26 protein-coding genes and 1 other RNA gene are annotated in these 25,001 nt (G+C 62.8%); 17 read left to right on the top strand and 10 right to left on the bottom strand.

Annotation, left to right across the window (positions count from 1 at the left end; translation table 11 throughout):
• Positions 1 to 30 precede the first annotated feature (30 nt).
• Together SINAR_RS0121230 and SINAR_RS0121225 are read right to left on the bottom strand one after the other, a co-directional pair.
• Positions 31 to 495 (bottom strand): carboxymuconolactone decarboxylase family protein, encoded by a 465-nt coding sequence (locus SINAR_RS0121230; RefSeq protein ID WP_028000933.1) that lies wholly within the window; start codon positions 493 to 495, stop codon positions 31 to 33.
• A 16-nt stretch (positions 496 to 511) separates the two neighbouring features.
• The gene (locus tag SINAR_RS0121225) at positions 512 to 1,333 is read right to left on the bottom strand and encodes a cyclase family protein (RefSeq protein ID WP_028000932.1); all 822 of its coding nucleotides are present in this window, start codon (positions 1,331 to 1,333) and stop codon (positions 512 to 514) included.
• Between the two features lie 290 nt (positions 1,334 to 1,623).
• Between SINAR_RS0121225 and SINAR_RS0121220 the strand changes: the two genes are divergently transcribed.
• Positions 1,624 to 2,814: an efflux RND transporter periplasmic adaptor subunit gene (locus SINAR_RS0121220; RefSeq protein WP_028000931.1), complete on the top strand. Its 1,191-nt coding sequence runs from the start codon at positions 1,624 to 1,626 to the stop codon at positions 2,812 to 2,814.
• The gene (locus tag SINAR_RS0121215) at positions 2,811 to 5,945 is read left to right on the top strand and encodes an efflux RND transporter permease subunit (protein WP_028000930.1); all 3,135 of its coding nucleotides are present in this window, start codon (positions 2,811 to 2,813) and stop codon (positions 5,943 to 5,945) included. Before SINAR_RS0121220 ends, SINAR_RS0121215 begins: the two co-directional genes overlap by 4 nt.
• A gap of 47 nt (positions 5,946 to 5,992) precedes the next feature.
• Here the strand turns inward: SINAR_RS0121215 and SINAR_RS0121210 are convergent, their stop codons facing one another.
• A complete protein-coding gene (locus tag SINAR_RS0121210) occupies positions 5,993 to 6,427 on the bottom strand; it encodes an anthrone oxygenase family protein (RefSeq protein WP_028000929.1) in 435 nt (144 codons plus the stop codon).
• A gap of 455 nt (positions 6,428 to 6,882) precedes the next feature.
• Between SINAR_RS0121210 and SINAR_RS0121200 the strand changes: the two genes are divergently transcribed.
• Positions 6,883 to 8,289 carry an FAD-binding oxidoreductase gene (locus SINAR_RS0121200; protein WP_028000928.1) on the top strand — a complete coding sequence of 469 codons (1,407 nt, stop codon included), beginning with the start codon at positions 6,883 to 6,885 and terminating at the stop codon, positions 8,287 to 8,289.
• 65 nt (positions 8,290 to 8,354) lie between these two features.
• Positions 8,355 to 12,095, top strand: coding sequence for an AsmA family protein (locus SINAR_RS0121195; RefSeq protein WP_033057533.1), 3,741 nt, complete (start codon positions 8,355 to 8,357; stop codon positions 12,093 to 12,095).
• A gap of 33 nt (positions 12,096 to 12,128) precedes the next feature.
• Here SINAR_RS0121195 and SINAR_RS0121190 read toward each other — a convergent pair whose 3' ends face one another.
• From SINAR_RS0121190 to ssrA, 4 genes are all read right to left on the bottom strand, one after another.
• Complete coding sequence (locus tag SINAR_RS0121190; RefSeq protein ID WP_028000926.1) at positions 12,129 to 12,371, bottom strand: ribbon-helix-helix domain-containing protein; 243 nt, start codon at positions 12,369 to 12,371, stop codon at positions 12,129 to 12,131.
• A gap of 73 nt (positions 12,372 to 12,444) precedes the next feature.
• Positions 12,445 to 12,675, bottom strand: coding sequence for a DUF4169 family protein (locus tag SINAR_RS0121185; RefSeq protein ID WP_028000925.1), 231 nt, complete (start codon positions 12,673 to 12,675; stop codon positions 12,445 to 12,447).
• 22 nt (positions 12,676 to 12,697) lie between these two features.
• Complete coding sequence (locus SINAR_RS0121180) at positions 12,698 to 13,216, bottom strand: SspB family protein (RefSeq protein WP_028000924.1); 519 nt, start codon at positions 13,214 to 13,216, stop codon at positions 12,698 to 12,700.
• Between the two features lie 205 nt (positions 13,217 to 13,421).
• Positions 13,422 to 13,782: a transfer-messenger RNA gene (gene ssrA, locus SINAR_RS1000000135650) on the bottom strand.
• A 149-nt stretch (positions 13,783 to 13,931) separates the two neighbouring features.
• Here ssrA and SINAR_RS0121170 point away from each other — a divergent pair.
• Complete coding sequence (locus SINAR_RS0121170) at positions 13,932 to 14,240, top strand: DUF2853 family protein (protein ID WP_028000923.1); 309 nt, start codon at positions 13,932 to 13,934, stop codon at positions 14,238 to 14,240.
• A gap of 118 nt (positions 14,241 to 14,358) precedes the next feature.
• Here SINAR_RS0121170 and SINAR_RS0121165 read toward each other — a convergent pair whose 3' ends face one another.
• Positions 14,359 to 14,805, bottom strand: a complete 447-nt coding sequence (locus SINAR_RS0121165) for a DUF2267 domain-containing protein (RefSeq protein ID WP_028000922.1) — start codon at positions 14,803 to 14,805, stop codon at positions 14,359 to 14,361.
• A gap of 281 nt (positions 14,806 to 15,086) precedes the next feature.
• On the opposite strand from SINAR_RS0121165, the gene SINAR_RS0121155 reads away from it, so the two are divergent.
• From SINAR_RS0121155 to SINAR_RS0121100, 11 genes are all read left to right on the top strand, one after another.
• Positions 15,087 to 15,293, top strand: a complete 207-nt coding sequence (locus SINAR_RS0121155) for a hypothetical protein (protein ID WP_028000921.1) — start codon at positions 15,087 to 15,089, stop codon at positions 15,291 to 15,293.
• Positions 15,294 to 15,303: 10 nt separating this feature from the next.
• Positions 15,304 to 15,546 carry a hypothetical protein gene (locus tag SINAR_RS0121150; RefSeq protein ID WP_028000920.1) on the top strand — a complete coding sequence of 81 codons (243 nt, stop codon included), beginning with the start codon at positions 15,304 to 15,306 and terminating at the stop codon, positions 15,544 to 15,546.
• A gap of 52 nt (positions 15,547 to 15,598) precedes the next feature.
• The gene (locus tag SINAR_RS0121145; protein WP_028000919.1) at positions 15,599 to 15,817 is read left to right on the top strand and encodes a hypothetical protein; all 219 of its coding nucleotides are present in this window, start codon (positions 15,599 to 15,601) and stop codon (positions 15,815 to 15,817) included.
• A gap of 154 nt (positions 15,818 to 15,971) precedes the next feature.
• Positions 15,972 to 16,766 (top strand): thymidylate synthase, encoded by a 795-nt coding sequence (locus tag SINAR_RS0121135; RefSeq protein ID WP_028000917.1) that lies wholly within the window; start codon positions 15,972 to 15,974, stop codon positions 16,764 to 16,766.
• Positions 16,767 to 16,865: 99 nt separating this feature from the next.
• Positions 16,866 to 17,471, top strand: a complete 606-nt coding sequence (locus SINAR_RS0121130; RefSeq protein ID WP_028000916.1) for a glutathione S-transferase — start codon at positions 16,866 to 16,868, stop codon at positions 17,469 to 17,471.
• Positions 17,464 to 18,027 carry a dihydrofolate reductase gene (locus SINAR_RS0121125; RefSeq protein WP_028000915.1) on the top strand — a complete coding sequence of 188 codons (564 nt, stop codon included), beginning with the start codon at positions 17,464 to 17,466 and terminating at the stop codon, positions 18,025 to 18,027. The genes SINAR_RS0121130 and SINAR_RS0121125 overlap by 8 nt, the downstream gene beginning before the upstream one ends.
• Before the next feature lie 194 nt (positions 18,028 to 18,221).
• Entirely contained in the window at positions 18,222 to 19,310 is a 1,089-nt protein-coding gene (hflK, locus tag SINAR_RS0121120; RefSeq protein WP_028000914.1) for an FtsH protease activity modulator HflK, read from the top strand.
• Positions 19,307 to 20,239 carry a protease modulator HflC gene (hflC, locus tag SINAR_RS0121115; protein ID WP_028000913.1) on the top strand — a complete coding sequence of 311 codons (933 nt, stop codon included), beginning with the start codon at positions 19,307 to 19,309 and terminating at the stop codon, positions 20,237 to 20,239. The genes hflK and hflC overlap by 4 nt, the downstream gene beginning before the upstream one ends.
• Before the next feature lie 7 nt (positions 20,240 to 20,246).
• Positions 20,247 to 20,432, top strand: coding sequence for a DUF2065 domain-containing protein (locus SINAR_RS0121110; protein ID WP_028000912.1), 186 nt, complete (start codon positions 20,247 to 20,249; stop codon positions 20,430 to 20,432).
• Between the two features lie 5 nt (positions 20,433 to 20,437).
• Positions 20,438 to 20,824, top strand: a complete 387-nt coding sequence (locus SINAR_RS0121105) for an ACT domain-containing protein (protein ID WP_028000911.1) — start codon at positions 20,438 to 20,440, stop codon at positions 20,822 to 20,824.
• A 206-nt stretch (positions 20,825 to 21,030) separates the two neighbouring features.
• Positions 21,031 to 22,539, top strand: coding sequence for a Do family serine endopeptidase (locus SINAR_RS0121100; protein ID WP_028000910.1), 1,509 nt, complete (start codon positions 21,031 to 21,033; stop codon positions 22,537 to 22,539).
• Between the two features lie 30 nt (positions 22,540 to 22,569).
• On the opposite strand, the gene SINAR_RS0121095 is transcribed toward SINAR_RS0121100, so the two are convergent.
• Complete coding sequence (locus tag SINAR_RS0121095) at positions 22,570 to 23,145, bottom strand: GNAT family N-acetyltransferase (protein ID WP_028000909.1); 576 nt, start codon at positions 23,143 to 23,145, stop codon at positions 22,570 to 22,572.
• The gene (serB, locus tag SINAR_RS0121090) at positions 23,142 to 24,029 is read right to left on the bottom strand and encodes a phosphoserine phosphatase SerB (RefSeq protein ID WP_028000908.1); all 888 of its coding nucleotides are present in this window, start codon (positions 24,027 to 24,029) and stop codon (positions 23,142 to 23,144) included. The genes SINAR_RS0121095 and serB overlap by 4 nt, the downstream gene beginning before the upstream one ends.
• Between serB and miaA the strand changes: the two genes are divergently transcribed.
• Positions 24,028 to 24,939 carry a tRNA (adenosine(37)-N6)-dimethylallyltransferase MiaA gene (gene miaA / locus SINAR_RS0121085; protein WP_028000907.1) on the top strand — a complete coding sequence of 304 codons (912 nt, stop codon included), beginning with the start codon at positions 24,028 to 24,030 and terminating at the stop codon, positions 24,937 to 24,939. The two genes, serB and miaA, sit on opposite strands and share 2 nt — an antisense overlap.
• The last annotated feature ends 62 nt before the right edge of the window (positions 24,940 to 25,001 follow it).

The following is a 25,001-nucleotide window of genomic DNA, read 5'->3' as shown; positions in this document are numbered from 1 at the left end:
GACCGAAAGGCCAGAAAGGATGTTCTTCTTTTATTCCGGAACCTTCACCGATTCGGGCATGCCTGTGGAAAGACTGAGGTTTTCAGCCCGGCATTCTGAAGCATCGAACGCCGGATCGACCGGCACCTGCAGGGCAGTCGCCAGCTGGTTGGTCCTGGCGGCGAGCGAAATGACGCGCAGAAGATCCGCGTGCTCGGCATCCGTCATCCCTTTCGCCTTCGCGGCGGCGGTGTGGGAATGAATGCAGTAGCCGCAGCCGTTGGTTACGGAAACGGCGATATAGAGCATCTCCTTCACCAACGGGTCGAGCGGCGAAGGCGTCGCCATCACCGCCTTGACCTCCGCCCAGGTTCGCTCCAGCAGATCGGGGTCGAAGGCGAGCCAGAGCCACATATTGTTGATGAAGTCCGATTTCCGCGTTGCGCGGATGTCGTCGAAAACGGCCTTGATACGGGGATCGGCCTCGGGACCGGATGGCGGCGCCACGGTGCTCATGCTTCCTCCTTGCGTTTCAAACGAGGGCGAAGACGCGCGCCGGGCCGCCGGTGCCGCCGCGATGCTTCGGCGCGCCGAGGACGATCGTCGCGCCCTTCGCAGGCAGCTTGTCCAGATTGGCGGCCGCTTCGAGCCCCCAGCGGCCTTCCGGCAGCCAGGCATAATGGGTGGCGAAATCGGGCGAGACGCCGTGATCCAGCGAGAGCGTATCCACGGCAATGCCGGCCGCCTTCGTCTCCTCGATCAGGAATTTGGCGGCTTCCACATGGAAGCCGGGGAAATGCAGCTTGCCCGCGGCGTCGGCATTGCGGAATTTATCGGTGCCGAGATGTTCCGCCCAGCCCGACAGCATGGCGACGCAGGCGTTTTCGGGGATGTCTCCATTGGCGGCGATCCACGACTTTATGTCGTCCGGCGTCAGCTGCGCATCCGGATCGGCGGCCGCCTTCTCGCGGATGTCGACGACGCAGAGCGGCACGACAAGCTTGTCGACGGGCAACTCCGACACCGAGAGACCGTCCGCGGAGAAATGCAGCGGCGCGTCGACATGGGTGCCGGTGTGCTCGTTCACCCGAAGTTCGAACAGGTTGAACTTGTGCTCGGCATATTTGAACTTCTGCTCCCGGAAGAATTGCTGCTGGCCGAAGAAGGTCGGAAACTCCTCATGAAGCTCATGGGTGAGGTCGGTAACGCTGCCGTGCCCCGCCGCAAGCGCCGGAGGTGCGATCCCCATGCTTGCGGCGGCAATGCCTGCCGTTCCGACCGCGGCCGCACGGAACAATCCGCGCCGCGACAACATCCGTTGCTTGACCGATTCGATGACGCACGCATCGCACATTGTCCCGTCTCCCTTCGTGTCGAGAGCCAGCCCGAAACAGCCGCCGGCGGCGAACAGAATAACCGAGCCGCGAAAGCTGTAAACATGCCGTCGTTTCGCCGTCGGCGCGTGTGCCCCAAGGCGGGCGCCGGCGCCATCATACGGCCAACAAAATCGCTTTTATTACAATTGTGTAATGATGCCATTTCCGAGATTGCCCGGTCGCCTGCAAACAAGGATACTCAGCGCAAGTCGGAACGTTCCATCGGGTGCGCGCCTCGTCGGAGCGCGCTCTTCATTTGGAGACATGAATGCGCTTTTGGAATCAGCTCGCGATCAGCGTTGTCGTCCTCGCCATCGGGGGTGCCGCGTGGGTGCGTTTTGCACCCGGAGCGGGTGAAACTTTGGCGGCGATCGGAGTTTCGCACCCGTTGATCGATGCACTGTCCGGACCGCAGGGCGGCCAAGGGCCAAGCGGCGGATCGGGCAGTGGCGGGCGCGGGCAGGGCGGACGTGGCGGTTTTGCGGACGTGCCATTGGTGGTCGTCCGACCGGCCGCGAGTGCCCTCGTCAATGACAGGCTGAACGCGATCGGCAACGGCGAAGCGATCCGTTCGGTTACCGTGACGCCGACTGCAACAGGGAATCTTGTCGAAATCCTGGTGAAGTCGGGCGACAGGATCACGGAAGGGCAGGTCATCGCACGCCTCGACAGCGACGATCAGATGATCGCTGCCGAGCAGGCGCGGCTGACGCGCGACAGCGCCAGAGAGAAAGTCCAGCGCTACCGCAATCTCAGCACCGCGCGCGCGGTGACGGCGGTCGAAGTGCGTGACGCCGAGATCGCGCTGCAGGCCGCCGAACTGGCGCTGAAAACGGCCGAACTCGACCTGAAGCGTCGCGATATCGCGGCCCCTTCGAAGGGGGTCGTCGGGATCATCACCGTCAACGTGGGAGATTACGTCACGACATCGACGCCCATCGCCGTCGTTGACGACCGGTCGCAAATCCTCGTGGATTTCTGGGTGCCCGAGCGTTTCGCCGGCAAGATTTTCGTCGACCAGCCGGTGACCGCCCAAGCGATCGCGCAGCCGGGGCGCGCACTCCAGGGCGTCGTTCACGCGATAGACAACCGCCTCGATCCGGCGAGCCGCACGCTCAGGGTCCGCGCGCGGCTCGAGAATCCGGATGACAGGCTGCGCGCCGGCATGTCCTTCTCCGTCACGGTGGCATTCGATGGCGACCGATACCCCACAGTGGATCCGCTGGCGGTCCAGTGGAGCTCCGAGGGCTCCTTCATCTGGCGGGTCAATGGCGACAAGAGCGAGCGCGTGCCGATCAAGATCATCCAGCGCAATCCCGACAAGGTGCTTGTCGAAGCGGCACTTGCCGAGGGCGATCGCGTCGTGACCGAAGGGGTGCAGCGGCTACGCGACGGCGGGGTGGTCCGCATCGCCGGCGAACCTGCGGCCGAGCAGAAGGTCGCTGGAGAAGCGCAATGAATATCGGCATGGGGGGCCATCATCCGGGCGGAGGGCAGGGCGGAAAGACGGGCTTCACCGCGCTCTTCATCCGCCGGCCGATCTTCGCACTGGTGGTCAACACACTGATCGTCGTAGCTGGTCTTGCGGCCTGGAACGGTGTCGAGATCCGCGAGTTGCCGCAGGTCGACCAGCCTGTGGTTTCGGTCACGACCGAGTTCGACGGCGCCTCGCCGGAAACGATCGACCGCGAAGTGACGTCGGTCATCGAAGGTGCCGTCTCGCGCGTGCAGGGCATCAAGGACATTTCGTCGACCTCGTCTTTCGGGCGCAGCCGGGTCACGCTGGAATTTTCAGACACGACCGACATCGGGCAAGCGGCCAACGACGTTCGCGATGCACTCGGCCGGATCACCGGCCAATTGCCTGATGATGCCGACGAGCCGCGCATCGTGAAGGCGGATTCCGACAGCCAGCCGATCATGCGCCTGGCGTTGACTTCCGACACGATGAGCATGGACGACATGACGCTGCTCGTCGAAAACGAGATCAGCGACCGGCTGGCGGCGGTCGAAGGCGTCGCCGACGTCACCGTCTATGGCGAGCAGGAGAAGATTTTTCGCATCGACGTGAACCAGGCGAAGCTCGCCGGGCGCGGCGTCACCGTGGCGAACCTTCGCGTGGCGCTCGCGAATGCCTCCTATGACGTGCCGGCGGGTTCGCTGACGAGCGCAAGTCAGGACATTTCCGTTCGGGCGACGGCGGATCTCCAGACGCCCGAGCAGTTCGAAAACCTGATGCTCGGCAACAATGTCCGGCTTCGGGACGTGGCGACCGTGACGCTCGGGCCGGATACCGGCACCTCGGCGCTACGCTCCAACGGCCGGGAGGGAATCGGGCTCGGCATCATCCGTCAGGCGCAGTCGAACACCGTGGATATTTCCGAGGGCGTGCGCAGGGTGGTCGGCACGATCTCCTCGGGTATCCTGCCGCCCGGAACCGAACTCAAGGTGACCAGCGACGACGCGGTGTTCATCAACGGCGCCATTCATGAGGTGGAGATCGCACTCTTCGTCGCCGTTTTCATCGTTACCCTGGTGATCTACCTCTTCCTGCTCGATTGGCGCGCGACGCTGATCCCAACGATCACCATGCCGATCGCGCTGATCGGAACGGTGGCTGCGATCTACCTGGCCGGGTTTTCGATCAACATCCTGACGCTCCTGGCAATCGTGCTTGCGACCGGGCTCGTCGTCGATGACGCGATCGTCGTGCTCGAAAACATCGTGCGCCGCCGAGCCGAGGGGCTCGGCTCGCGCGCTGCCGCAGTCCATGGTACGCTCGAGGTCTTCTTCGCCGTACTTGCGACCACGGCGACCCTCGCGGCCGTGTTCGTGCCCCTCTCCTTCCTGCCGGGGCGTACCGGCGGACTGTTCCGTGAATTCGGCTTCGTGCTCGCCTTCGCGATCCTCCTGTCGTCCTTCGTCTCGCTGACCCTTTGCCCGATGCTCGCCTCGCGCATGCTGACGAAAGAGGCGCATGAGCATGAGGGTGTGATGCGGCGCTTCGGCCGGCGCGCCTCCGCCTTTTATCGCGTGACGCTCGGTGCCTGTCTCAATGCACCGCTCATCGTCTTCGTTGTCGCCGCTTTCTTTACCGTCGCTGGCGCCCTGGGATTCCTGACGCTCAAATCGGAGCTGACGCCCAACGAGGACCGCTCGCAGGTGATGCTGCGGATCAACGCTCCGCAGGGCGTATCGCTGGAATACACGCAGGCACAGATACGCCGCATCGAGGAGGGGCTGCAGCCGCTGCTCAAATCCGGAGAGATCAGCAATGTTTTCTCGATTTCGGGCATGGGCGGCTCGGCCAATAGCGGCTTCATGGTGCTGACGCTTGCCCCCTGGGAAGAGCGCGACCGCACCCAGAGCCAGATCGTCGCCGATATCAACAAACTGACTTCGATGATCCCGTCGGTGCGCGCATTCACCATCCAGGCGAACAGCCTCGGCATCCGCGGTGCCGGCAGCGGCTTGCAGGTCGCGCTTGTCGGTAACGACTACACGAAGCTGGGCAATGCGGCGGCGAAGCTCGTCAGGGATATGGAGGATACCGGCCGTTTCGAAAATGTGCGGCTCAACTACGAGGCCAACCAGGCACAATTGTCGGTGACGATCGACCGCGAGCGTGCCTCCGACCTCGGCGTGGACATAGGCGGCCTTTCCTGGGCGCTGCAGGCGATGCTCGACGGCAGCAGCGTCGTCGACATCTTCGTGGAGGGGGAGGCCTATCCGGTCAAGCTGCTCTCCTCCACCGAGCCGCTCAACGACCCGACGGACCTGCAGAACATCTTCGTCAAGGCCGGTGACGGCCGCATCGTGCCGATGTCGTCGATCGCAACGGTCGAGGAGAAAGCGGTGGCGCCGCAGCTCTCCCGCGAGTCCCAACTGCGCGCCGTTTCTCTGTCGGCGGGCCTGAAATCCGATCTCGCTCTGGGCGAGGCGCTGTCGATGGTCGAGAAAATGGCCGAGCCCCTTCTGCCGCCCGGCTCGCGGGTCATGCCGCTTGCCGAGGCCGCCACACTGGATGAGAACGCCAACGGCCTTTTCGTCACCTTCGGATTCGCAATCATCATCATCTTTCTGGTGCTCGCGGCCCAATTCGAAAGCTTCGTAAGCGGCCTCATCATCATGTCGACCGTGCCGCTCGGACTCGCCTGCGCCGTCTTCGCAATGATCCTGACCGGCAATACGCTCAACATCTACAGTCAGATCGGGCTTGTCATGCTCGTCGGCATCATGGCCAAGAACGGCATCCTGATCGTCGAGTTCGCCAACCAGCTCCGCGACCGCGGGCAGGACGTCCGCAGTGCCATCGAGAATGCCGCCAATATCCGTCTTCGGCCCGTGATGATGACGATGATCGCCACCGTCGTGGGCGCGGTACCCCTGGTGCTGGCAAGCGGTGCCGGCGCCGAAGCGCGCATCGCGCTCGGGTGGGTGCTCGTCGGCGGGTTGGGCCTGGCGGTGATCGTGACGCTCTATCTGACGCCGGTGGCCTATCTGGTCATTGCGCGCTTCACCAAGCCGCATGCCGATGAGGAGCGGAAGCTGCAGGAGGAGATGGAGGCCGCCGAAGTGGTCAAGATCTGACGAGGGCGTCCGACAAGGCGCGATCCGGCAAGACGGCCGCGAGATACTCAGAAGCCGCCGGCGGCAGCGGCGAGATAGACAGCGGTGGCGACTGCTCCGAGGGCGCTGCGCCCGGCATGGAGCCTTCCCCAACGCGCGATCAGCTCGCGGGTCTCGGCATTCGCCTCGTCCGGACGGGTGGATTCCAGGCGCTGATTGACGGGCATGATCACGAACAGCGTATAGGGCCAGTTGAGGATGATGACAGCTGCCCCCAGGCCCCAGAGCCCATCGCCGGTCTGCCACCATGCCGCGGCTCCGAGGAGGCACGAAACGATCGCGAGGGGAGCCTGCATTTCGAAGCCGCGCCGATAGGCGGGCACCCATTCCCGGAGCGCTGCGCCTCCGTCCAGCGCAAGCCTGGCGGGCTGTTCAGCCACATTGATGTAAATGGCGGCGCCGAAGAAAATCGACGCGGTGATCAAAGCAAGCAGCCCGAACATGCGACCTTCTCCCTTTCCGGACATAATACCCCATAGGCGTGCAAACAAAAGCGCATTCGCTGCGGCGCGCCGCAGCTGGAACCGGACTTGTGACAAGCCGGTATCACCGGCAGTATTTTTTTGCCGCTTGAGCGCTCCAGGGCGGTGATCTTCTGGACAAAGTGATTCCGATTTGCACAGTAGCGCGTTGAAATCTAAGCGCTTCCGGGCGGCCGGCAATCTGCGGCGCGTCCGGATGGGACGGCATGGATTGTTCGAAGCTATCGAAAGAGCGCCGAGACGGATCTACGGAAGCGGAGAGGCGAGGGAGGCGCCGCGTATTTTCCTTCCCCCGGCGGGCCGGATGCCCTTAATTCGGGTGCGAATTGAGGATAGATTATGCGGGCGCTCAAAATGACGGAGCGCTCTTCCGGTGCCGGCGAAGGCGCATCGGGAGATGAGAAGGAGAATTTTTCGTGGCGTTGAAGGCAATCCGGGCAGGGGCAAGGAACGAGAACGGTATTGCGGCGGCCAAAGGTCACCTTGCCACACGCTTCGGTGACCGATTCCAGACTGGTGAAGCGATCCGGGCCCAGCACGCCAACACCACGACCTATATTCCTGCGCAGCTGCCCGATGCCGTGGTCTTTCCCGAAAGTGCCGCCGACGTGCGCGAGATCGTCGAGATCGCGTGCGAACACCGGGTGCCGCTCATCCCGTTCGGAACGGGCTCCTCGCTCGAAGGCCACGTCAACGCGCCCCATGGCGGCATTTCAGTCGATATGATGCGGATGAACCGCGTGCTCGCGGTCAATGCGGAAGACCTGGACTGCACGGTAGAGCCGGGCGTGACGCGGGAGGACCTCAACAGCTACCTGCGCGACACCGGGCTCTTCTTCCCTATCGATCCGGGCGCGAATGCCTCCATCGGCGGCATGGCGTCGACGCGTGCCTCGGGCACCAATGCGGTGCGCTACGGTACGATGAAAGAAAACGTACTCGCCGTCACCGCCGTCGTCGCCGGCGGGCGGGAAATCAGGACGGCCCATCGGGCACGCAAGTCCTCGGCCGGCTACGACCTGACGCGCCTCTTTGTCGGCGCCGAAGGCACGCTCGGGATCATCACCTCGATCACACTGCGCCTGCAGGGCATACCGGAGGTGATTTCCGGCGGCGTCTGCCCGTTTCCCACGATTGCGGACGCCTGCAATGCCGTGATCCTGACGATCCAGTCCGGCATCCCGGTGGCGCGCATCGAACTCCTGGACGCGTTGCAGATGAAGGCGTGCAATGCCTATTCGGGGCTGAGCTATCAGGAAACGCCGACCCTTTTCGTCGAATTCCACGGCAGCGGGGAAAGCGTCGAGCTGCAGTCCCGCCAATTCGCCGAAATAGCTTCCGAACTCGGGTCTACCGGCTTCATCTGGACGACCAATCCGGAAGAGCGGGCACGGCTCTGGAAGGCGCGGCACAACGCCTATTGGGCACAGAAGAGCCTCATGCCCGGGCGCGCCATTCTCTCCACCGACGTCTGCGTGCCGATCTCGCGCCTTGCCGACTGCGTCGCGGCGACGCACGAGGACATCGCTGCGCACGGTCTGGTCGCGCCGATCGTCGGGCATGCCGGCGACGGAAATTTTCATGTCGGGCTGCTGTTCGACGATACGGATGCGGGTGATGTGGCGCGGGCGGAGGCATTCGTCGAGCGGCTGAATGCGCGGGCGCTGTCCATGGAGGGCACATGCACGGGCGAACATGGAATCGGACAGGGCAAAATGCCGTTTCTTGCGGCCGAACTTGGCGATGCGCTGGATCTGATGCGGCAGATCAAGCACTCTCTCGACCCCGACAACATCTTCAATCCGGGCAAGATCTTTGCCTGAGGCTTGCAAAATCGGCTCAAAGCCGCAATGCACAGGGGCGAACGAACTGACGGGAATGTGACACGGTGCTGGCGCGAATTCTGGTTACCCTCGGCGGACTGTTGGTTGTCGCGCTCTTTGCCGCGCTGATCGCCCCCCTGTTTATAGACTGGACCAGCTTCCGCAACGATTTCGAGCGGGAGGCAAGCCGCATCATGGGCAAGCCTGTGGTGGTCCACGGCAGCGTCGATGCGCGTCTCATTCCGTTTCCGACCGTCACGCTCAACGACGTGCGCGTCGGAGCGAGCGACGGCGGTCCGCCGCTTGTTCAGGTCGCCCGGTTTTCGATGAGCGCGGAGCTTGCGCCCTTCCTGAGCGGGGAGGCGCTGATCTTCGATATGCGGCTCGATCGCCCGAAGGCGCGAATCCGGCTCCAGCCGGACGGCACGCTCGATTGGGCGCGCGGATCGCGTACGGCGATCCCTGCCAAGACGGTCGTGCTGGAGAAGGTCGAGATCGCCGACGGCGAGATCGAGTTCGTGGATGAGCAGACCGGACGCACGCGCCGCGTCAGCGACCTCTCCGCCGATCTCTCCGCCCGCACGCTGGCGGGCCCTTGGAGGGTCGACGGCCGCGCGACGCTTGATGGGGAAGCGGGCAGCTTCTCGCTGACGAGCAACGCCGTCGATGAGGCGGGAGCCTTGAGCCTGCGGGCGCGGCTGGTGCCGGACGAGCGGCCCTTCGGTGTGGAACTCGACGGCAATCTGAAGGTCGTCGATTTCAGACCTGTCTATGCCGGCCGCTTCACGCTCACCGAAAACCGGCCCGCCAGCGAAGTCAAGGCGGACGGAGCCCTTCGCGTCAACGGCGAGTTCCAGCTTACCAACGAAAGCATCCGCGTACCGGAATACCATTTCGAGATCGGGCCGCCGGACGACCCCTATATCGTCACCGGCGAGGCGACGCTCGACACCGGCAAGGACCAGAAATTCCTGCTGGTCGCCGATGGTCAGCAGATAGATGTCAGCCGCATCGGCAATTCCGGCAGGAGCGGCAAGACGGGACGCGATCCGGCAATTTCGCTCCGCCAGCGGATCGATGCGATGCTGGCGATTGCCGCCGATATCCCGATTCCACAGGTGCCCGGGCGGGCCAGCCTGAAGCTTCCGGCTATCGTGATCGGCGACACGACGGTGCGCGACGTCCGCCTCGACGTCAGACCAGACGGCGCCGGCTGGATCGTCGACAATGCGGTCGCGCTGCTGCCCGGCCGCACGCAATTGGAAGCCAAGGGCCGGCTGAACCTCAGGGAGCAGCGATCCTTCCGCGGAGATCTCGTCGTCGCTTCGAACCAGCCGTCTGGTTTCGCGAATTGGCTGGCGGGATCGGTCGATCCGGCGATCCGCACGCTCAAAGCGGCGGGGTTCTCGGCGACCGTCAATCTGACGGACACTCTGCAGCAGTTTGAAAGCCTCGAAGTGGCGGCCGGTCCGGCGACGTTGCGCGGCAGGATCGAGAGGCAGTCCTTCGCCGATCAGCCGCCCGCCCTGTCCATGCAATTGAAAGGCGACCGCATAGACCTGGAGGCGCTTCAGGCTTTGGCCGGCCTCGTCGCGGGAGACGCATCCACCGGGACGTTGCTGCAGCACGCGATCGCCGCCGACCTCTCCGCCGAGACCTTCGCCGCCTTCGGTGAGGAAGCGCATGACGTTCAAGCGGTGCTCACCCTGAAAAACGGCCAGCTGCAGGCGGAGCGCGTGGCCATCGGCGCTCTGTCGGGCGCACAGCTTGCCTTCTCCGGCCGAATGAGCGGCGGACTCGAAAAGCCGGTCGTATCGGCGAAGATGAAGCTTGCCGCCAAGGAGCTTACGCCCTTTCTCGAAATGATCGGACGGCATAGTGCGGTCCATCCGGCGCTCGCACGGCTCATCAAGGCCGGGCCCTATTTCTCCGATGCGGCCCTCGACCTGACGCTGACAGCCGGCAACAAGGAGGGGAATGCGCCCGTCACCTTCGGCGTGATCGGTACCGCGAGCGGGGGCAAGATAGCTGCAAGCTATCAGGCGCCCGATGTCGCGCAGGCGGTCGCCGGCCAGGGCATGCTGCTGGAGGCGACGCTCGAGAATCCGCAGACATCCGTTCTCCTGGGGCAGGCCGGGTTGGATCCGCTGCCGTTCGAAGCGGACGCGAACGGCATTCTTGCGATCAAGCTGCAGAGCACGGACGGATCGAAGGCCAACGGCGCCCTGACCTTCACCACGGAGCGGACATCGCTTGCCGCGAACGGTGTTTTCGATCTTTCGCGCGCACATTATCTCGAAGGCCAAGGGAAGCTCACGCTGAAGTCCGAGGACCTGGAGCCCTATCTGCTGTTGCAGGGTATCGGGCTGCCGCAGATGGGCAGCGGTTTGCCGGTGACGGTTTCGGCTGAGTTTGCAACCGACCCTGAAAAGATTTCGATCACCGCGATAGAGGGCCGGGCCGATCGGAACGGCTTTGCCGGTGCGCTTTCGATCGACCGCAAGGTTTCCGGCAAGGCCGAAGGGGAGCTGGCGCTCGATGCCCTCGATCTCGCCTGGCTCGGCGAAGGCATTCTGGGGCAGGTTAATGACGCAAGCACGGGGGGACTGGCGCTGGCACCGGTCGTGAAACCTGCATGGACCGACCTCGACATGGCAATCAACATAAGCGCAAAGCGCTTCTGGCCAGGCGTCTACGGTCCGGTGACCGGCTTTGCCGGTAGGCTCGAATGGAAGGGCGACGAACTCACGCTCAGCGAGGCGACGGGAGACTGGCTGGGGGGCAAGCTCGAGGGACGGCTGCAATTCGGCAACGCGAATGGCTCCGGGTATCTGCGCTCGCGGTTCGATCTGAAGGGCGCCGAGCTTGCCGAGGCGGGTTGGGTGCGGGCGAATGGCCCGGTGGCGACCGGCCGCTTCGACCTTGCGGTTGCGATGGAGGCTACGGGCGCGACTCCGCAGGCAATGGCGCACTCGCTCAGCGGATCGGGAACGGCGAGCTTTAACGGACTTACTCTCAACGGCGTCAATACGGCGGCGTTGCCGCAACTGATGGCTGCGGCGGATGCGATGAACACGGATATCTCGCCCGATGCGATCCGCAAGGCTGCAGAGAATCTGGTCTTCACCGGTCAGTCGGTCGTCGGTGCCGTGAAAGTGCCCTTCGGCATTGCAGGCGGTACCGTCAGGGCCCAGAACGTCGCCGCGGCTGACGGCAATGCAGCTTTCAGCGGCGAGGCCGCTTTCGACCTGCCTGAAAGGCGAATGAGCGGCGCGATCGACCTGACTTTTCGCCCGGGCGAGGAGGCGCTGACGGGGGCAGAACCGCGCGTCCGCTTCGAGTATGCCGGGCTGCTTGCATCGCCCGGCGTAACGGTCGACGTCACGGAGCTTTCGAATTTTCTGTCGCTCAGGGCCTTCGAGCGCGAGCGCAGACGCGTCGAGACATTGCAGGCCAATGTGCTTGAGAAGCAACGTTTGCGCCGCGAGGTCGCGCTCTATCGGGCCCGCGCGGCGGAACGGGAGCAGCAGCGGTTGCGGACGATTGCCGAAGACCGCCGCCGTCAGGCCGCAGCGGCGGAAGCGGCGCGGATGAAGGCCGAGGCGGAAGCGCGGGCTGCCGCCGAACGTCGCGCGGAGGAGGAGGAGCGGCTGCGAATGCTGCAGCTGCCCCCGCGCAGCATCGGCAGGCAGCAGACGCCGGTCGCTCCGCTGGAGGATGCCCGCACGCCACAGGGCCAGAATGCGGGCCCACCGGCTGGCCAGGGTCTGAATTTCGATTTGCTCCCCGACATTACGGTGCGCTAGAGAGCGCCGGCTGGCCGTGGAACGGCCAGCCGGCTATGCTCCGCCTTTCGCATCGGCGCGTGCCTTCACCCAGGCAAGCACATAGACCCGTAAGGCTGACGATAGATTTCCTTCCTGGCCGCGCCCGTCGTCGATCTCGGCGATGAGCCGCGCAAGTGGCATGTCGCGGTGCTTGGCGATCAGTTTCAGTTCCCGCCAAAAGGGTTCTTCGAGAGTGAAGCTGGTGCGATGCCCGTGCAGCGTGGCCGAATGCTTGACGATCTTCCCCATGCTCACAAACGGATTCAAGTCTCTGCGGCTTCGATTCGGGAAACAGGCGCAAGTCCTTGTGCGGGAATCGCTTTTGCGGTCACGGCTTCTTGCGGTCGACTGAAGTTTCGCCGCCCGCCTGCTCAGGCCTGTCCTGCTCGATCCTGCCTTGATCGAGCGTCTTTGCGGCTTTCTCGTTCAACGCTTTGGTGAGCGATTTCTCGGCCTTGCTGCGGCCGAAGCTGATGCGATTCTGCTCGGCCTGCTTTTCCTTTTCAGTTCGAGCCTGACGCTTGCGGAATTGACGCAGATTGATCACGTCGCCGGTCATGGCCCGCGCCTCCCGGGTGTCGTCAGTTTTTCTTTCGGAAGGAATCCAGCGACACGACGGAAGCGCCACCGCCCTTCGGGCCATCAGGCTTTTCCGTGCTTTCGTCAATTGCGGCCTCGTCGGCGTCGCCGAGGGGGTAGGCGGTTATCTCCGCAGAATCGATTTCCTCCTCCTCCTCGCCGGCTGCAACATCGAACTCCAGTTCGAAATTGACCGAGGGATCATAGAAGCCGCGGATTGCATTGAACGGGATGACGAGCTTTTCCGGTGTGTCGGAGAAGGAGAGGCCGATCTCGAAGCCGATTTCGGAAACTTTCAAATCCCAGAACTGGTGCTGGACGACGATCGTCATCTGCTCCGGATACTTGGCCTTGAGGTGCTGCGAAATCCGGACGCCGGGCGCACCGGTCAGGAAGGTGATGAAGAAATGGTGATCGCCAGGCAGATGACCCGTGGCGGAAACTTCGGCCAACACCTTGCGAATGACGCCGCGAAGCGCATCCTGCGCCAGAATGTCGTAGCGAATGTGGTCCTGGCCCATTTGATCCCCGTTCTCTTCAAGTCACTTGGTGCATGATTCCGATAACCGGAACTCCATTTAGGAATTCATGCAGCGATTCAAGGTGCTACAGCCGCACTTTCACTTTTGACGGCGGTCGGCGCAGCGGTCTCATCCTTCATTGCCCGCCAGTATATGACGAGTCAATTATCGAGGCATCTATAGACCATTTCACGACGGGGGAGAAGGTGAAGGCTTCTGTTGCCAGGTGCCTTCGGACCCCGCCTTACGGTGCTACCCGGAAGGACTTGATTTGAAGTGCCGCACCGCCGTTAGGCAGCGAGACGTGCTTCAGCATAGTTGTCGTTTGCAACTATAAGTTTAGCCCGATAACGGTGGTACAATGCCGAGCAAAAAGTCGATCTTTACGCCCTTGTCGATCCTATTTCGCCCCCATCAAAAGCCGGTCTTCATGCTGACCGGTTTTTGGTGGAGGCGCCGGGTACCGCCCCCGGGTCCAATGGGTTTATTGCATCGCCCGTTTATTGCCATAGCCGCCCGAAAGCGGCACTCGTCATATAGGTCTTTCCGGTGCCCAAGAAAAGGGTTCTCGACGGGGAAATGACGGATTTATGTCGATCTCCCCAGCACCGAACGAAACGCTTGACTTACACGAGCAGCGTGAAAAACTCCGCCTGCTGCACGCGGTTCGCGAGAAGGGCGGCAGTTTTGAGAGCAAGTGTAACGTGGAGGCATCATGACTGATTATCTTGCAGACGTGCAGAAGTATGACAGCGACGCCGACGAAGCAGTTGTCAACAAGATCGTGCGCCATCTCGGGATCGCCCTTCGCAACAAGGATTCCGCCCTCGTTTCGGCCTCGGATCCGAAGGAACTGGAACGCGTCAAGGAAAAATGGTGCGAGAAGAAACTCGGCGTCGGCGGGTCGGACGCGGATGCGGCCATTGCCGCGACCGCCAAAGCCATGGCGGATGACCGCAGCAAGTCGCGCGTGACCTTCTATTACCTGGTCGCCAAGAATCTGGGCAAGCTCCAGACGCTCTGATCGGCTGGCGAGCAATGTGCTTTCCGGTCGGCGACGACCCGGCCGGGCACCAGAACAGCCTCGGCGGCGCCGCAAACAGCCGCCGGTCCTTTCCTGTCCGTCCCGCCTTCCGTTTCAGCTATCCGCCGGCACCGACACTGTCGGGCCACAGCGACTGGATTTCCTTGGGCAGGGTATCGCGCACCTTCGCCGTCTGGCCAAGGTCGACATGTCGCGCAAGAACCTGAAACACGCTTCTGGCTGCGTCGGCCGGATCGACCGGCCGCGTGTTCTTCAGTCCTTCCGCGATCTGGGCGAGAAACTGCTCGAGTGAGCGGGTGCTCTTGTCCGGCGGATGGTTCGGCCGGTACTGGTCGTAATAGGCGCCTCGCACGATCAGCGGAAGTTCCGCGCCGAGATGGGCCGCGACCTCCGGAGGAAGCCTGTCGCGCAACACCCGCAGCACAACGTTCAGAATGTGCCAGGCGACTTTCCGGTCGGGACCGTGGTGTTCCATGATTTCGCCGAGCCATATGTTGGTTGTTTGCAGTGTTTTGTCGAAGACGTCGAGACCTGTGGCGCTCATCGTCACCTCCCTGACTTTTGTGAAGCGCTACTGCATGTCTCTCTCGAGCGGAGCCGGTTCGGGCATGAACATGCAGAAATTCGCATCCGCGAAGAACGCGGCGCTGTAGATTCGCCTAACGGCGATCCGCCGGGATTGTTTCCCTGCCACCGATAAATATCCGCTCCGGTTCGCTCTGCCGAACGGCATCGGCGATCGCGGAACATTCGCGGTCCAGTGCGGTTAAACGAAAGAGTGAACCCAGGGGCGCCCCGGAAAGTCGCACAGCAGGAGGAAGGCCGATGACATCGTCCAGACATCCGAAGACACGCCGCCCGAGCGACAAGGACCTGAAGCAGGATCCCGGCATCGGACGCACGAAGGGCATTCGCGGACCGTCGGACTACGAAGACCTGAAACGCGGCAACACAATCGAAGGAGATGTTGCGAACGACACGACGCCGCAAGGCGGCGCAAATCCCGACCAGCGCGGTCGCACGAACAAGTAGGAGCAAGGCAATGGTCGGCAGAAAGACACAAGAGCAACAGAAGCGCGTGCTTCAGGGCCGCGAGAATACGTCGAACGCGGACAAGGACTTCAACGCCGAAGCGGATTTGCACCGTTCCGACGCCTTGAGGAAGGCGCAACGCAAGGGGCGGGACTTGAGCACCGAGCATAGCGATGCCCGCGAGGCGGACGAGCGCAGCATTCTGCGCGGGAAGAATCAGGAGAGCAGGCATCACAAGGGCGCCGGCGACTGACAAGGCTGGGCGGCGGCCGGCATTTCCAGCAAACAGGCGAAAGGAGACTGCGATGGCTCACGCCAGCAAGAAGAACTTGGGAAAGCCCGACAAGGGCAAAGGTGACGGCAGCGGTGCGCAAACCGACCTGAAGGAAGGCGTCCTCGGCGAAAACGACGTTCTGTCGAACAGGGACAAGGCGCAGCATTCCGGCTCGCGCGGCCTCGACGAGAGGGCGGTGAGGAACGAGCAGTATCAGGACCACGCCGCAAACCGACGCCCCGCGAAGTGAACCGGCGCGCCGCCTGCGCCGGGGATTTCCGCCGGATCGTTTCGGCCCGCGGGCGCATGACGGGTCGAAATACGGGAAAACACCATTCCGCCATTGGTTCGCGCGACGGTTCGTTCTATTTTCGGCGCAACGAACGAATCGTCGGCGAAAAAGCATGCGACAATATCTCGATCTCCTCGAACATGTGATCACGACGGGAACCGACCGGGGCGACCGTACGGGTACGGGCACGCGCTCGGTTTTCGGATACCAGATGCGCTTCGACCTTTCGCAGGGTTTCCCCGTGCTGACGACCAAGAAGCTGCATCTGCGCTCGATCATTCACGAGCTTCTGTGGTTCCTGAGAGGCGACACGAACATCGCCTATCTCAAGGAAAACGGCGTCAGCATATGGGACGAATGGGCGGATGAAGACGGCGAGCTCGGACCTGTGTACGGTTATCAATGGCGCTCCTGGCCGACCCCCGACGGCGGACATATCGACCAGATCGCGGCGCTTATCGAAGGCTTGAAGAGCAATCCGAATTCCCGCCGCCATATCGTTTCCGCGTGGAATCCGGCGCTTGTAGACGATATGGCGCTCCCGCCCTGCCACTGCCTGTTTCAGTTCTATGTGGCGGACGGAAAACTCTCCTGCCAGCTTTACCAGCGCTCGGGCGACATCTTCCTGGGCGTGCCCTTCAATATCGCTTCCTACGCTCTGCTGACGATGATGGTGGCGCAGGTGACGGGGCTCGAAGCCGGCGATTTCGTCCACACGCTTGGTGACGCGCATATCTACCGCAACCACTTTGAACAGGCGCAGCTGCAGCTGACGAGAACGCCGAAGCCGCTGCCGAGAATGGAGATAAATCCGTCGGTGAAGGATATATTTTCGTTTAGATTCGAAGACTTTGTGCTCGTCGGCTATGAAGCCGATTCACATATCAGGGCGCCGGTGGCGGTCTAGCTGCGTCTCATACGGTTTCCGTCCGGAAGTGCGTGGTTTCAAAGTACTTTCGGGAAACCGTTGTTCAGCTTTGCTGGCGGTGCCCAACGGGAGGTTTCCATGCTGACGCTGATCCATGCGCCCATGTCGCGCTCGTCGCGCATCATCTGGCTGCTCGAGGAACTCGGTGCCGAATACGAGATCCGCTATGTCGATATCCGCCGCTGGGACGGGTCGGGCGGCCCGGACGAGAACAATCCGCATCCGCACAAACAGGTGCCGGCGCTCCTGCACGACGGGACATTGATCTGGGAATCCGTCGCGGTCGTGCAATATCTGACGGATCTCTATCCGGATTGCAGCCTCAGCCGTCCGCCGGGTCATCCGGAGCGCGGCGCTTATCTGTCGTGGCTCGCCTATTATGCCGGTGTCATCGAGCCGACCGCTCTCGCTCATATTTCCGGGGTGACAGTGAACAATCCGGGGCTGGCGCGGCTATACACCGAAATGTGCACGCATGTGATCGACGTGCTCACACGGCACACCTATCTCCTTGGCGAATCGATGAGCGCCGCCGATCTTTTGCTCGCAAGCGCGCTGCAGTGGATGCGCAAGATCCTGCCGGAGAGCGATGTGATAGATCGCTACATTCGCGTCGTCACGGACCGCGCGGCGCTGGTTCGCGCCCGTGAAATCGACAGCAAGCCGAGTGGTTTTCATGACTGAAGCGGAGCAGAAGGTGGCAAGCAGGCCGAAGATCGTTTTCGTCGTCGCTGTCGCGGCCAATGGAGTTATCGGCCGCGAAGGCGGCCTGCCGTGGCGGCTTTCCACCGATCTCAAGCGCTTCAAGGCACTGACGATCGGCAAGCCGGTCGTCATGGGACGGAAGACCTGGGCCTCGCTGGCGCGACCGTTGCCCGGCAGGCCGAATATCGTCATCAGCCGCAATCCCGACTTCGAGGCTCCCGGTGCCGAGGTGGCGCCGTCTCTGGAAGCGGCGCTCACGATCGCTCTGGAGCGGGCCGCCGCGATCGGATCCGACGAGATCTGCATCATCGGTGGCGGCGAGATCTACCGCCAGTCGATCGGCATGGCCGATGTGCTGCACGTGACCGAAGTCCAGGCTGAGGTGGATGGCGACACGCGCTTCCCTCCCATCGACCCTGCGACTTTCGAGAAGGTGACGGAGGAAGATCTTCCACGCGGCGAGAAAGACAGTCACGCAATGCATTTCGTGACCTGGCGCCGCCGCACGGCGCCGCCCGGAGGCGCCGGAGTCTGAGCGGTCTTCCGCTCCTGCCCGCACTCTCGCCGTCCTCAGCGGCGCGGCTGCGAACAATTTTAACGCATTTACGGTGAACTCGGCCGTATCGCGTTGAAAGCAATGCACATGATACCTATAACGGGGTTCACATCGTGACCGGCCGCAATGCCTGCGGGGCGTTCAGCGACAGAGTTCTTGCAAGTGAGGTTTTGATGCCCTGGAGCAATCAGAATGGCGGCGGCGGCGGCCCGTGGGGCGGCGGCGGCGGCAATCAGGGGCCATGGGGCCAGGGGCCCAACCGGCCGCGTGGCGGAAGAGGTGGCCCGCCGGATCTGGAAGAGATCATCCGGCGTGGCCAGGATCAGTTGAAGAACGTGGTTCCGGGAGGTTTCAACGGCGGAATCTTCGTCATAGTCGGCCTGTTGATCCTCGGTTTCGTCCTGCTGAATTCCATTTATACGGTTCAGCCGGACGAACGCGGCGTCGAGATGCGCTTCGGCAAGCCGAAAGAAGAAATTTCCATGCCGGGCCTGCACTATCACTTCTGGCCGCTCGAAACCGTCGAGATCGTCAAGGTGACGGAGCAGCAACAGAATATCGGCGGCCGCACGGGCCAGTCGAATGCCGGCCTGATGCTCAGCGGCGATCAGAACATCGTCAATGTGCAGTTCTCCGTGCTGTTCTCGGTTACCGATCCGAAGGCCTATCTCTTCAATGTCGAGCACCCGGCCGATACGCTGCAGCAGGTGGCCGAAAGCGCAATGCGTGAGGTCGTCGGCCGCCGTCCGGCGCAGGACATCTTCCGCGACAATCGCCAGGCGATCGCCGCGGACGTGAAGAACACGATTCAGGCGACGATGGACAGCTATGGCGCCGGCATATCGGTGAACACCGTGGCGATCGAGGATGCCGCGCCGCCGCGCGAAGTGGCCGATGCCTTCGACGAAGTGCAGCGCGCCGAGCAGGATGAGGATCGCTTCGTCGAGGAGGCCAACCAGTACGCCAACCAGGTTCTCGGTAAGGCGCGGGGTCAAGGCGCGCAGATCCGCGAAGAAGCGGCCGCCTACAAGGACCGGGTCGTAAAGGAGGCCCAGGGTGAGGCTCAGCGCTTCATCTCGGTCTACGACGAATATACCAAGGCCCCGGATGTAACGCGCAAGCGGCTCTACATCGAAACTATGCAGGGTGTTCTCGGGAAATCGAAAAAGTTCATCCTTGACGAGAAGAACGGCCAGGGTGTGCTGCCCTATCTGCCGCTCAACGAACTCGGCAGGCCCGCGCAGTCGGGAGGAAACCAATGATCAACAACCGCAGTTCCATTATCCTGATCATCCTCGCTGCCGTTCTTTTCGTGGCCTATTCCTCGATCTTCGTCGTGAACGAGCGCCAGCAGGCGATCGTCGTGCGCTTCGGCGAAATCCGGGACGTAAAGAGAGAGCCGGGCCTCTATTTCAAGCTTCCCTTCGCTTTCATGGATGCCGATCGGGTTCAATACGTCGAAGATCAGGCTCTTCGTTTCGACCTGGACAATATTCGCGTGCAGGTTTCGGGCGGCAAGTTCTACGAAGTCGACGCCTTCGTCGTATACAAGATCACCGACCCCCGTCGTTTCCGCGAAACGGTTTCCGGCGACCGGGAATCTGCCGAGGCGCGCCTCAGGACCCGTCTCGACGCATCGCTGCGCCGGGTCTATGGTTTGAGGGGCTTCGAAGCGGCACTCTCGGACGAGCGTGCATCCATGATGCGTGAAGTCGGGGCGGATCTCAGGGCGGATGCAGAGTCGCTCGGCCTCAATATCGAGGATGTGCGCATCCGCCGAACCGATCTGACCCAGGAAGTCTCTCAGCAGACCTATGAGCGAATGAAGGCGGAGCGACTTGCCGAGGCCGAACTGATACGCGCCCGCGGTAACGAGGAAGGCCAGAGACGTCGCGCGATCGCCGATCGCCAGGTGGTCGAGATTGTCGCCGAGGCGCAGCGTGATTCGGAAATCCTGCGCGGTGAGGGCGAAGCGGAGCGTACGCAGATATTTGCCGATGCCTTCCAGCGCGATCCGGGATTCTTCGAATTCTACCGATCGATGTCGGCCTATGCGCAGTCGATCGGCAGCCCGGACACAACCATCTTGCTTTCGCCGCATTCGGAATTCTTCCGTTATTTCAACAATGCGGGTGGAGCGGATCAGCCGCTGCCGGCCCCCGGACCGACGGCGCCGGCTACCGCAGATTGAGCGGACAATGTCGGATTTTCTGACGGGCATTGCCTTTTTTCTGATCTTCGAGGGGCTGGTGTACGCACTGGCCCCTTTGGTTTTGGTGGAACTGGCGAAGCGATTGCCGTATGTCCCTGAACATCAGCTCCGATTGGCCGGATTGACATCGGTCTTAATCGGCGTCGGGCTTGTATGGTTGCTTCGAGGATAATGCGAATGCCACATAAACTGCTCATCCGGCTGGTCGATGCCGAATATGCCATTACCCGTCTGAACGTCGGGTCCGCTATTCCGGAATGGCTGCCGGGGCCGGGATTTTGGACGGTCTCCAGTTCTCGTGAGGAAATGACCCTGGTCTGCCGCGCCGCTCGCGTTCCGTCGAGCGTGCAGAGTTCGCTCGGCTGGCGCTGTTTTCGCGTGGAGCAGCATTTCAGTTTCGACGTGCCCGGCGTGCTGTCGTCGGTACTCCGCCCGCTTTCGGAGGCAGGTGTCGGCGTCTTCGCCAATTCGACCTTCAGCACCGACTACATCTTCGTCGCCGGATCCAATCTCGATAAGGCCGTGGAGGCTCTGAAAGAGCACGGGCACGAAATAACGATCTGACTCGCCGCCGATTTGCCGCCATCAGGAAATCGTGTCTGGACGCTCCGGAATTCCGCCGTATCTTCAATAGAAGCTTCGCGTGCTGCGCGCCTCAGTCAAGTAGCGCGCCGCTGTAGTTCGGTGCAGCAAAACAATGTTCGTGCATCATCATCGCCGGACGAACGGGAACCGGCGCGATGCAAGGGAAATGATAGGAGCCTAGCGACTTGTCGAAACGACCCGAATTCTTCCGCGGCCTGGTGCTGGCGGCCGCGACGGCACTCATCTTCACCAACACGACGCTGGCCCAGACTGCGACGGCACTGCCTCCGGCGGGTCCGCCATCCGTTGCCGATCTCGCCGAGGGTCTGCTCGACGCCGTCGTCAACATATCGATTTCGCAAAACGTCAAGAGTGACGACGACAATGCTCCGATGCCGCAGGTGCCGGAGGGATCGCCGCATCAGGAATTCTTCGACGAATTCTTCAGGGGGCCGGGCGGCGAGGGAGGCAGGCCCCGCACCGTCAATTCCCTCGGCTCCGGCTTCATCATCGATCCGGCCGGTTACATCGTCACCAACAACCACGTGATCCAGGACGCCGACGATATCGAGATCAATTTCTCCGACGGATCGAAGCTGAAGGCGAAACTCGTCGGCACGGATACGAAAACCGATCTGGCCGTTCTGAAGGTCGAGCCGAAGAAGCCGCTCAAGGCCGTCTCCTTCGGCGACTCGCGAAAGATCAGGATCGGCGATTGGGTCATGGTCGTCGGCAACCCGTTCGGTCTTGGCGTGTCGGTCTCCGTGGGTGTCGTCTCCGCCCGCGGCCGCAACATCAATGCCGGCCCGTACGACAGTTTCATCCAGACCGACGCGGCGATCAACCGCGGCAATTCGGGCGGACCGCTGTTCAACATGCAGGGCGAGGTCGTCGGCATCAATACGGCGATCCTCTCGCAGACCGGCATGTCGGTCGGCATCGGCTTTGCCGTTCCGGCGGAGCTCGCCGTGAACGTCGTCAACCAACTCAAGGAGTTCGGCGAAACGCGCCGCGGCTGGCTCGGCGTGCGGATTCAGCCTGTCACGGACGATATCGCCGAGAGCCTCAAAATGGAGCTTCCGCGCGGCGCGCTTGTCTCGGGCATCATCGAGGGCGGCCCGATTACGAAGGGCGAGATCAAACCGGGCGACATCATCATCCGCTTCGACGGCACGGACATCGCCGAAATTCGCGATCTCATGCGCACTGTCGGCGAGAGCCCGGTCGGCAAGGCTGTCGATGTCGTCATCATCCGCGACGGCAATGAGCAGACGGTCCGCGTGACGCTGGGTCGGCTCGAGGATGGCGAGCAACTCGCCAATGCGCGACCCGGCGAACTGCCGAGCGGCGACGAGGCGAAGCCCGGCCAGCCGCCGGCCGCGGAACTGCCTGCAAGTGACACCGTGCTCGGAATGAAGCTCGCAGAGCTCGACGCCGACCGCCGCCAGAGCTTCGGCATCGCCGAGAGCGTCAAAGGCGTCGTCATCACCGAGGTACAGCCCAATTCGCCCGCGGCCGAGCGTCGTGTGGAGCCGGGCGAGGTAATCGTCGAGCTCGGCCAGGAAGCGATGGAAACACCGGAGGATGTCGCCTCACGCGTCACCAAACTGAAGGCTGACGGGCGCCGCAACGCTTTGCTGATGATCGCGAACAAGGCCGGCGAATTGCGTTTCGTGACGGTGCGGATGGAGTAGCGCTGGCGCTTTCGACCGTGGCGACGGGTACTACCGCTTTGCGGTGGAGCCATCCCGCCGCCATTCTTGCGCGGTGATTGCGTAAAGCACGTGGTGCCTCAGATGCGGGTGCGTATCCGGGACGCCGGGGTGATCGAAGTCGCGCGCGCAATCCGGATGCATGCCGATCCGTTTCATCACGGCGGTGGAGCGGGTGTTGGCCGAAACGGCGATGGCAACGATCTCGCCGAGTTTCCTCTCGCCGAAGCCGTAGTCGAGAAGCGCCCGCGCAGCCTCCGTCACGTAGCCCTTTCCCCAATGGCGGACAGCCAGGCGCCAGCCGATCTCGACGGTGCCGTCGGGCAGGTGCGGTTCGAGATCGGTGCGTGCAAGTCCGCAAAAGCCGATCGGCGCGTCGTCCTCACGAAACGCGAGTGCGAAGAACCCGAAGCCCGTTTCGCGAATATTGCGGTCATTGCGCTCGAAAAGCGCGTCAGCCTCTGCCCGGTTCCGGCGGAACGGAAAGAACTCCATGACCGTGGGGTCGCTGTTGATCTCGGCGAAGAGATCACGATCGGACTCGATCCAGGCGCGGAGTCTCAGTCGCTCGGTATCGAGGATGATCACGTCACGAAATCCGTCTTGCGGTAGCCCTGAAGGTAGAGCAGGGCGGTGAGATCGCCATGGTCGATGCGGATCTTCGCCTGTGCGGCAACCACCGGCTTGGCGTGGAGCGCCACTCCGCTGCCGGCAAGCTGCAGCATACCGAGATCGTTGGCACCGTCGCCGACCGCCATGACGTCCGCGGGCGTGATGCCGAGCCGTTCCGAAATGCCGATGAGCGCGTCGACCTTGGCCTGTTTGCCGAGGATCGGCCGGGCAACATCGCCAGTCAGCCGACCGTTCTCTTCAATGAGGATATTGGCGCGGTTCTCGTCGAAGCCGAGCTTCTCTGCGACCGGCCCGGTGAACATCGTGAAGCCACCCGAGACGAGTGCGGTATAGTGGCCCTTCGCCTTCATGGTGGCGACCAGTTCGCGGCCGCCGGGGGTCAATGTGATGCGCCTGGCTATGACTTCCTCGACGACGGTAACGGGCAGGCCCCGGAGAAGCGCCACTCTTTCGACGAGTGCCGGCTCGAAGGCAATCTCGCCGTTCATGGCGCGCGCGGTGATTGCGGCGACCTTTTCCTTCAGGCCGACTTCCGCGGCCAGTTCGTCGATACATTCCTGTCCGATCATGGTGGAATCCATATCGGCGATCAGAAATCGCTTGCGGCGGCTTTCGGCGTCCTGGACGGCGACATCGATCGCTGCGCCGGCGATGGCCTGACGGAGCCGAGCTTCCGCTTCACCTGCGTCGGTGCCGTCCCTCAACGCGATGTCGCAGGCGATGCCGTCCGCGAGCCAATAGAGCCCGGACGCATCGAGGCTCTCGGCTGCCGCCTCGGCGTGTGCCGGCGACAGAACGGGATTTGACGGATCGGCGATAAGCGTGGCAACGAGAGCCATGATGCAAAACCTTGCGAGAGACATCGACGCGATCCTGATAACCGGGCCGACCGCCAGCGGCAAGTCCGCGCTCGCCGTGAAGCTTGCGCAAAGACACGGCGGCGTCGTGATCAATGCCGACAGCATGCAGGTTTACGGCACGCTGAAAATCCTGACCGCGCGTCCGGATGAAAGCGAGATGGGTGGCGTCGAGCATTTCCTGTATGGCCATGTCCCGCCGGACCGTGCCTATTCGACCGGCGCATGGCTCCGGGAGGCGGAAGCGCTCGTGGCACGATTAAGGAAAGAGGGGCGCCTTCCGGTCTTCGTCGGCGGCACGGGCCTTTATTTCAAGGCGCTGACGGGAGGCCTTTCGGACATGCCGGAGATTCCGCCCGCGATCCGCCAGCGACTGCGCACGCGCCTGACGGAGGAAGGCGCTGAGGCGCTCCACCGCGAACTCTCCGGACGCGATCCGGAGACGGCGGCGCGCTTACGGCCCGGCGACGGGCAGCGCATCGTGCGCGCGCTGGAGGTAATAGAGGCGTCCGGCAAGCCCATCGGTTCTTACCGGCAGAGCCGCGGGCCGGTGGTCATCGATCCGGATCGAGCGCTGAAGATCGTCGTCCTGCCGGAGCGGCCGGTACTCCATGGCCGCATCGACCGACGTTTCGAGACGATGCTTGCGAAAGGTGCCGTCGAGGAGGTGCGGGCGCTTCTCGCGCTACGCCTCCCGCCGGAGATGCCGGTGATGAAGGCGATCGGCGTGCAGCAGATCGCCGCGATGCTGAGGGGCGAGATGACGGAAACGAAGGTGATCGAGGCCGGGGCCGCGGCCACGCGCCAATATGCCAAGCGCCAGATGACCTGGTTCCGCAACCAGCTTGACGAAACATGGCAGCGTATCGAAGGCCCGGACGCACTGGACTAGGTCGCTTCTCGGTTTCGGACGGCGGGGCTTCTCGTCCGATCGCTGAGGAGCACGGCGACCCG

The organism is Sinorhizobium arboris LMG 14919, assembly GCF_000427465.1.
Lineage (GTDB): Bacteria > Pseudomonadota > Alphaproteobacteria > Rhizobiales > Rhizobiaceae > Sinorhizobium > Sinorhizobium arboris.
The sequence above is the reverse complement of the archived record's forward strand: the minus strand, read 5'-3'. Positions and strand labels throughout refer to the sequence as shown.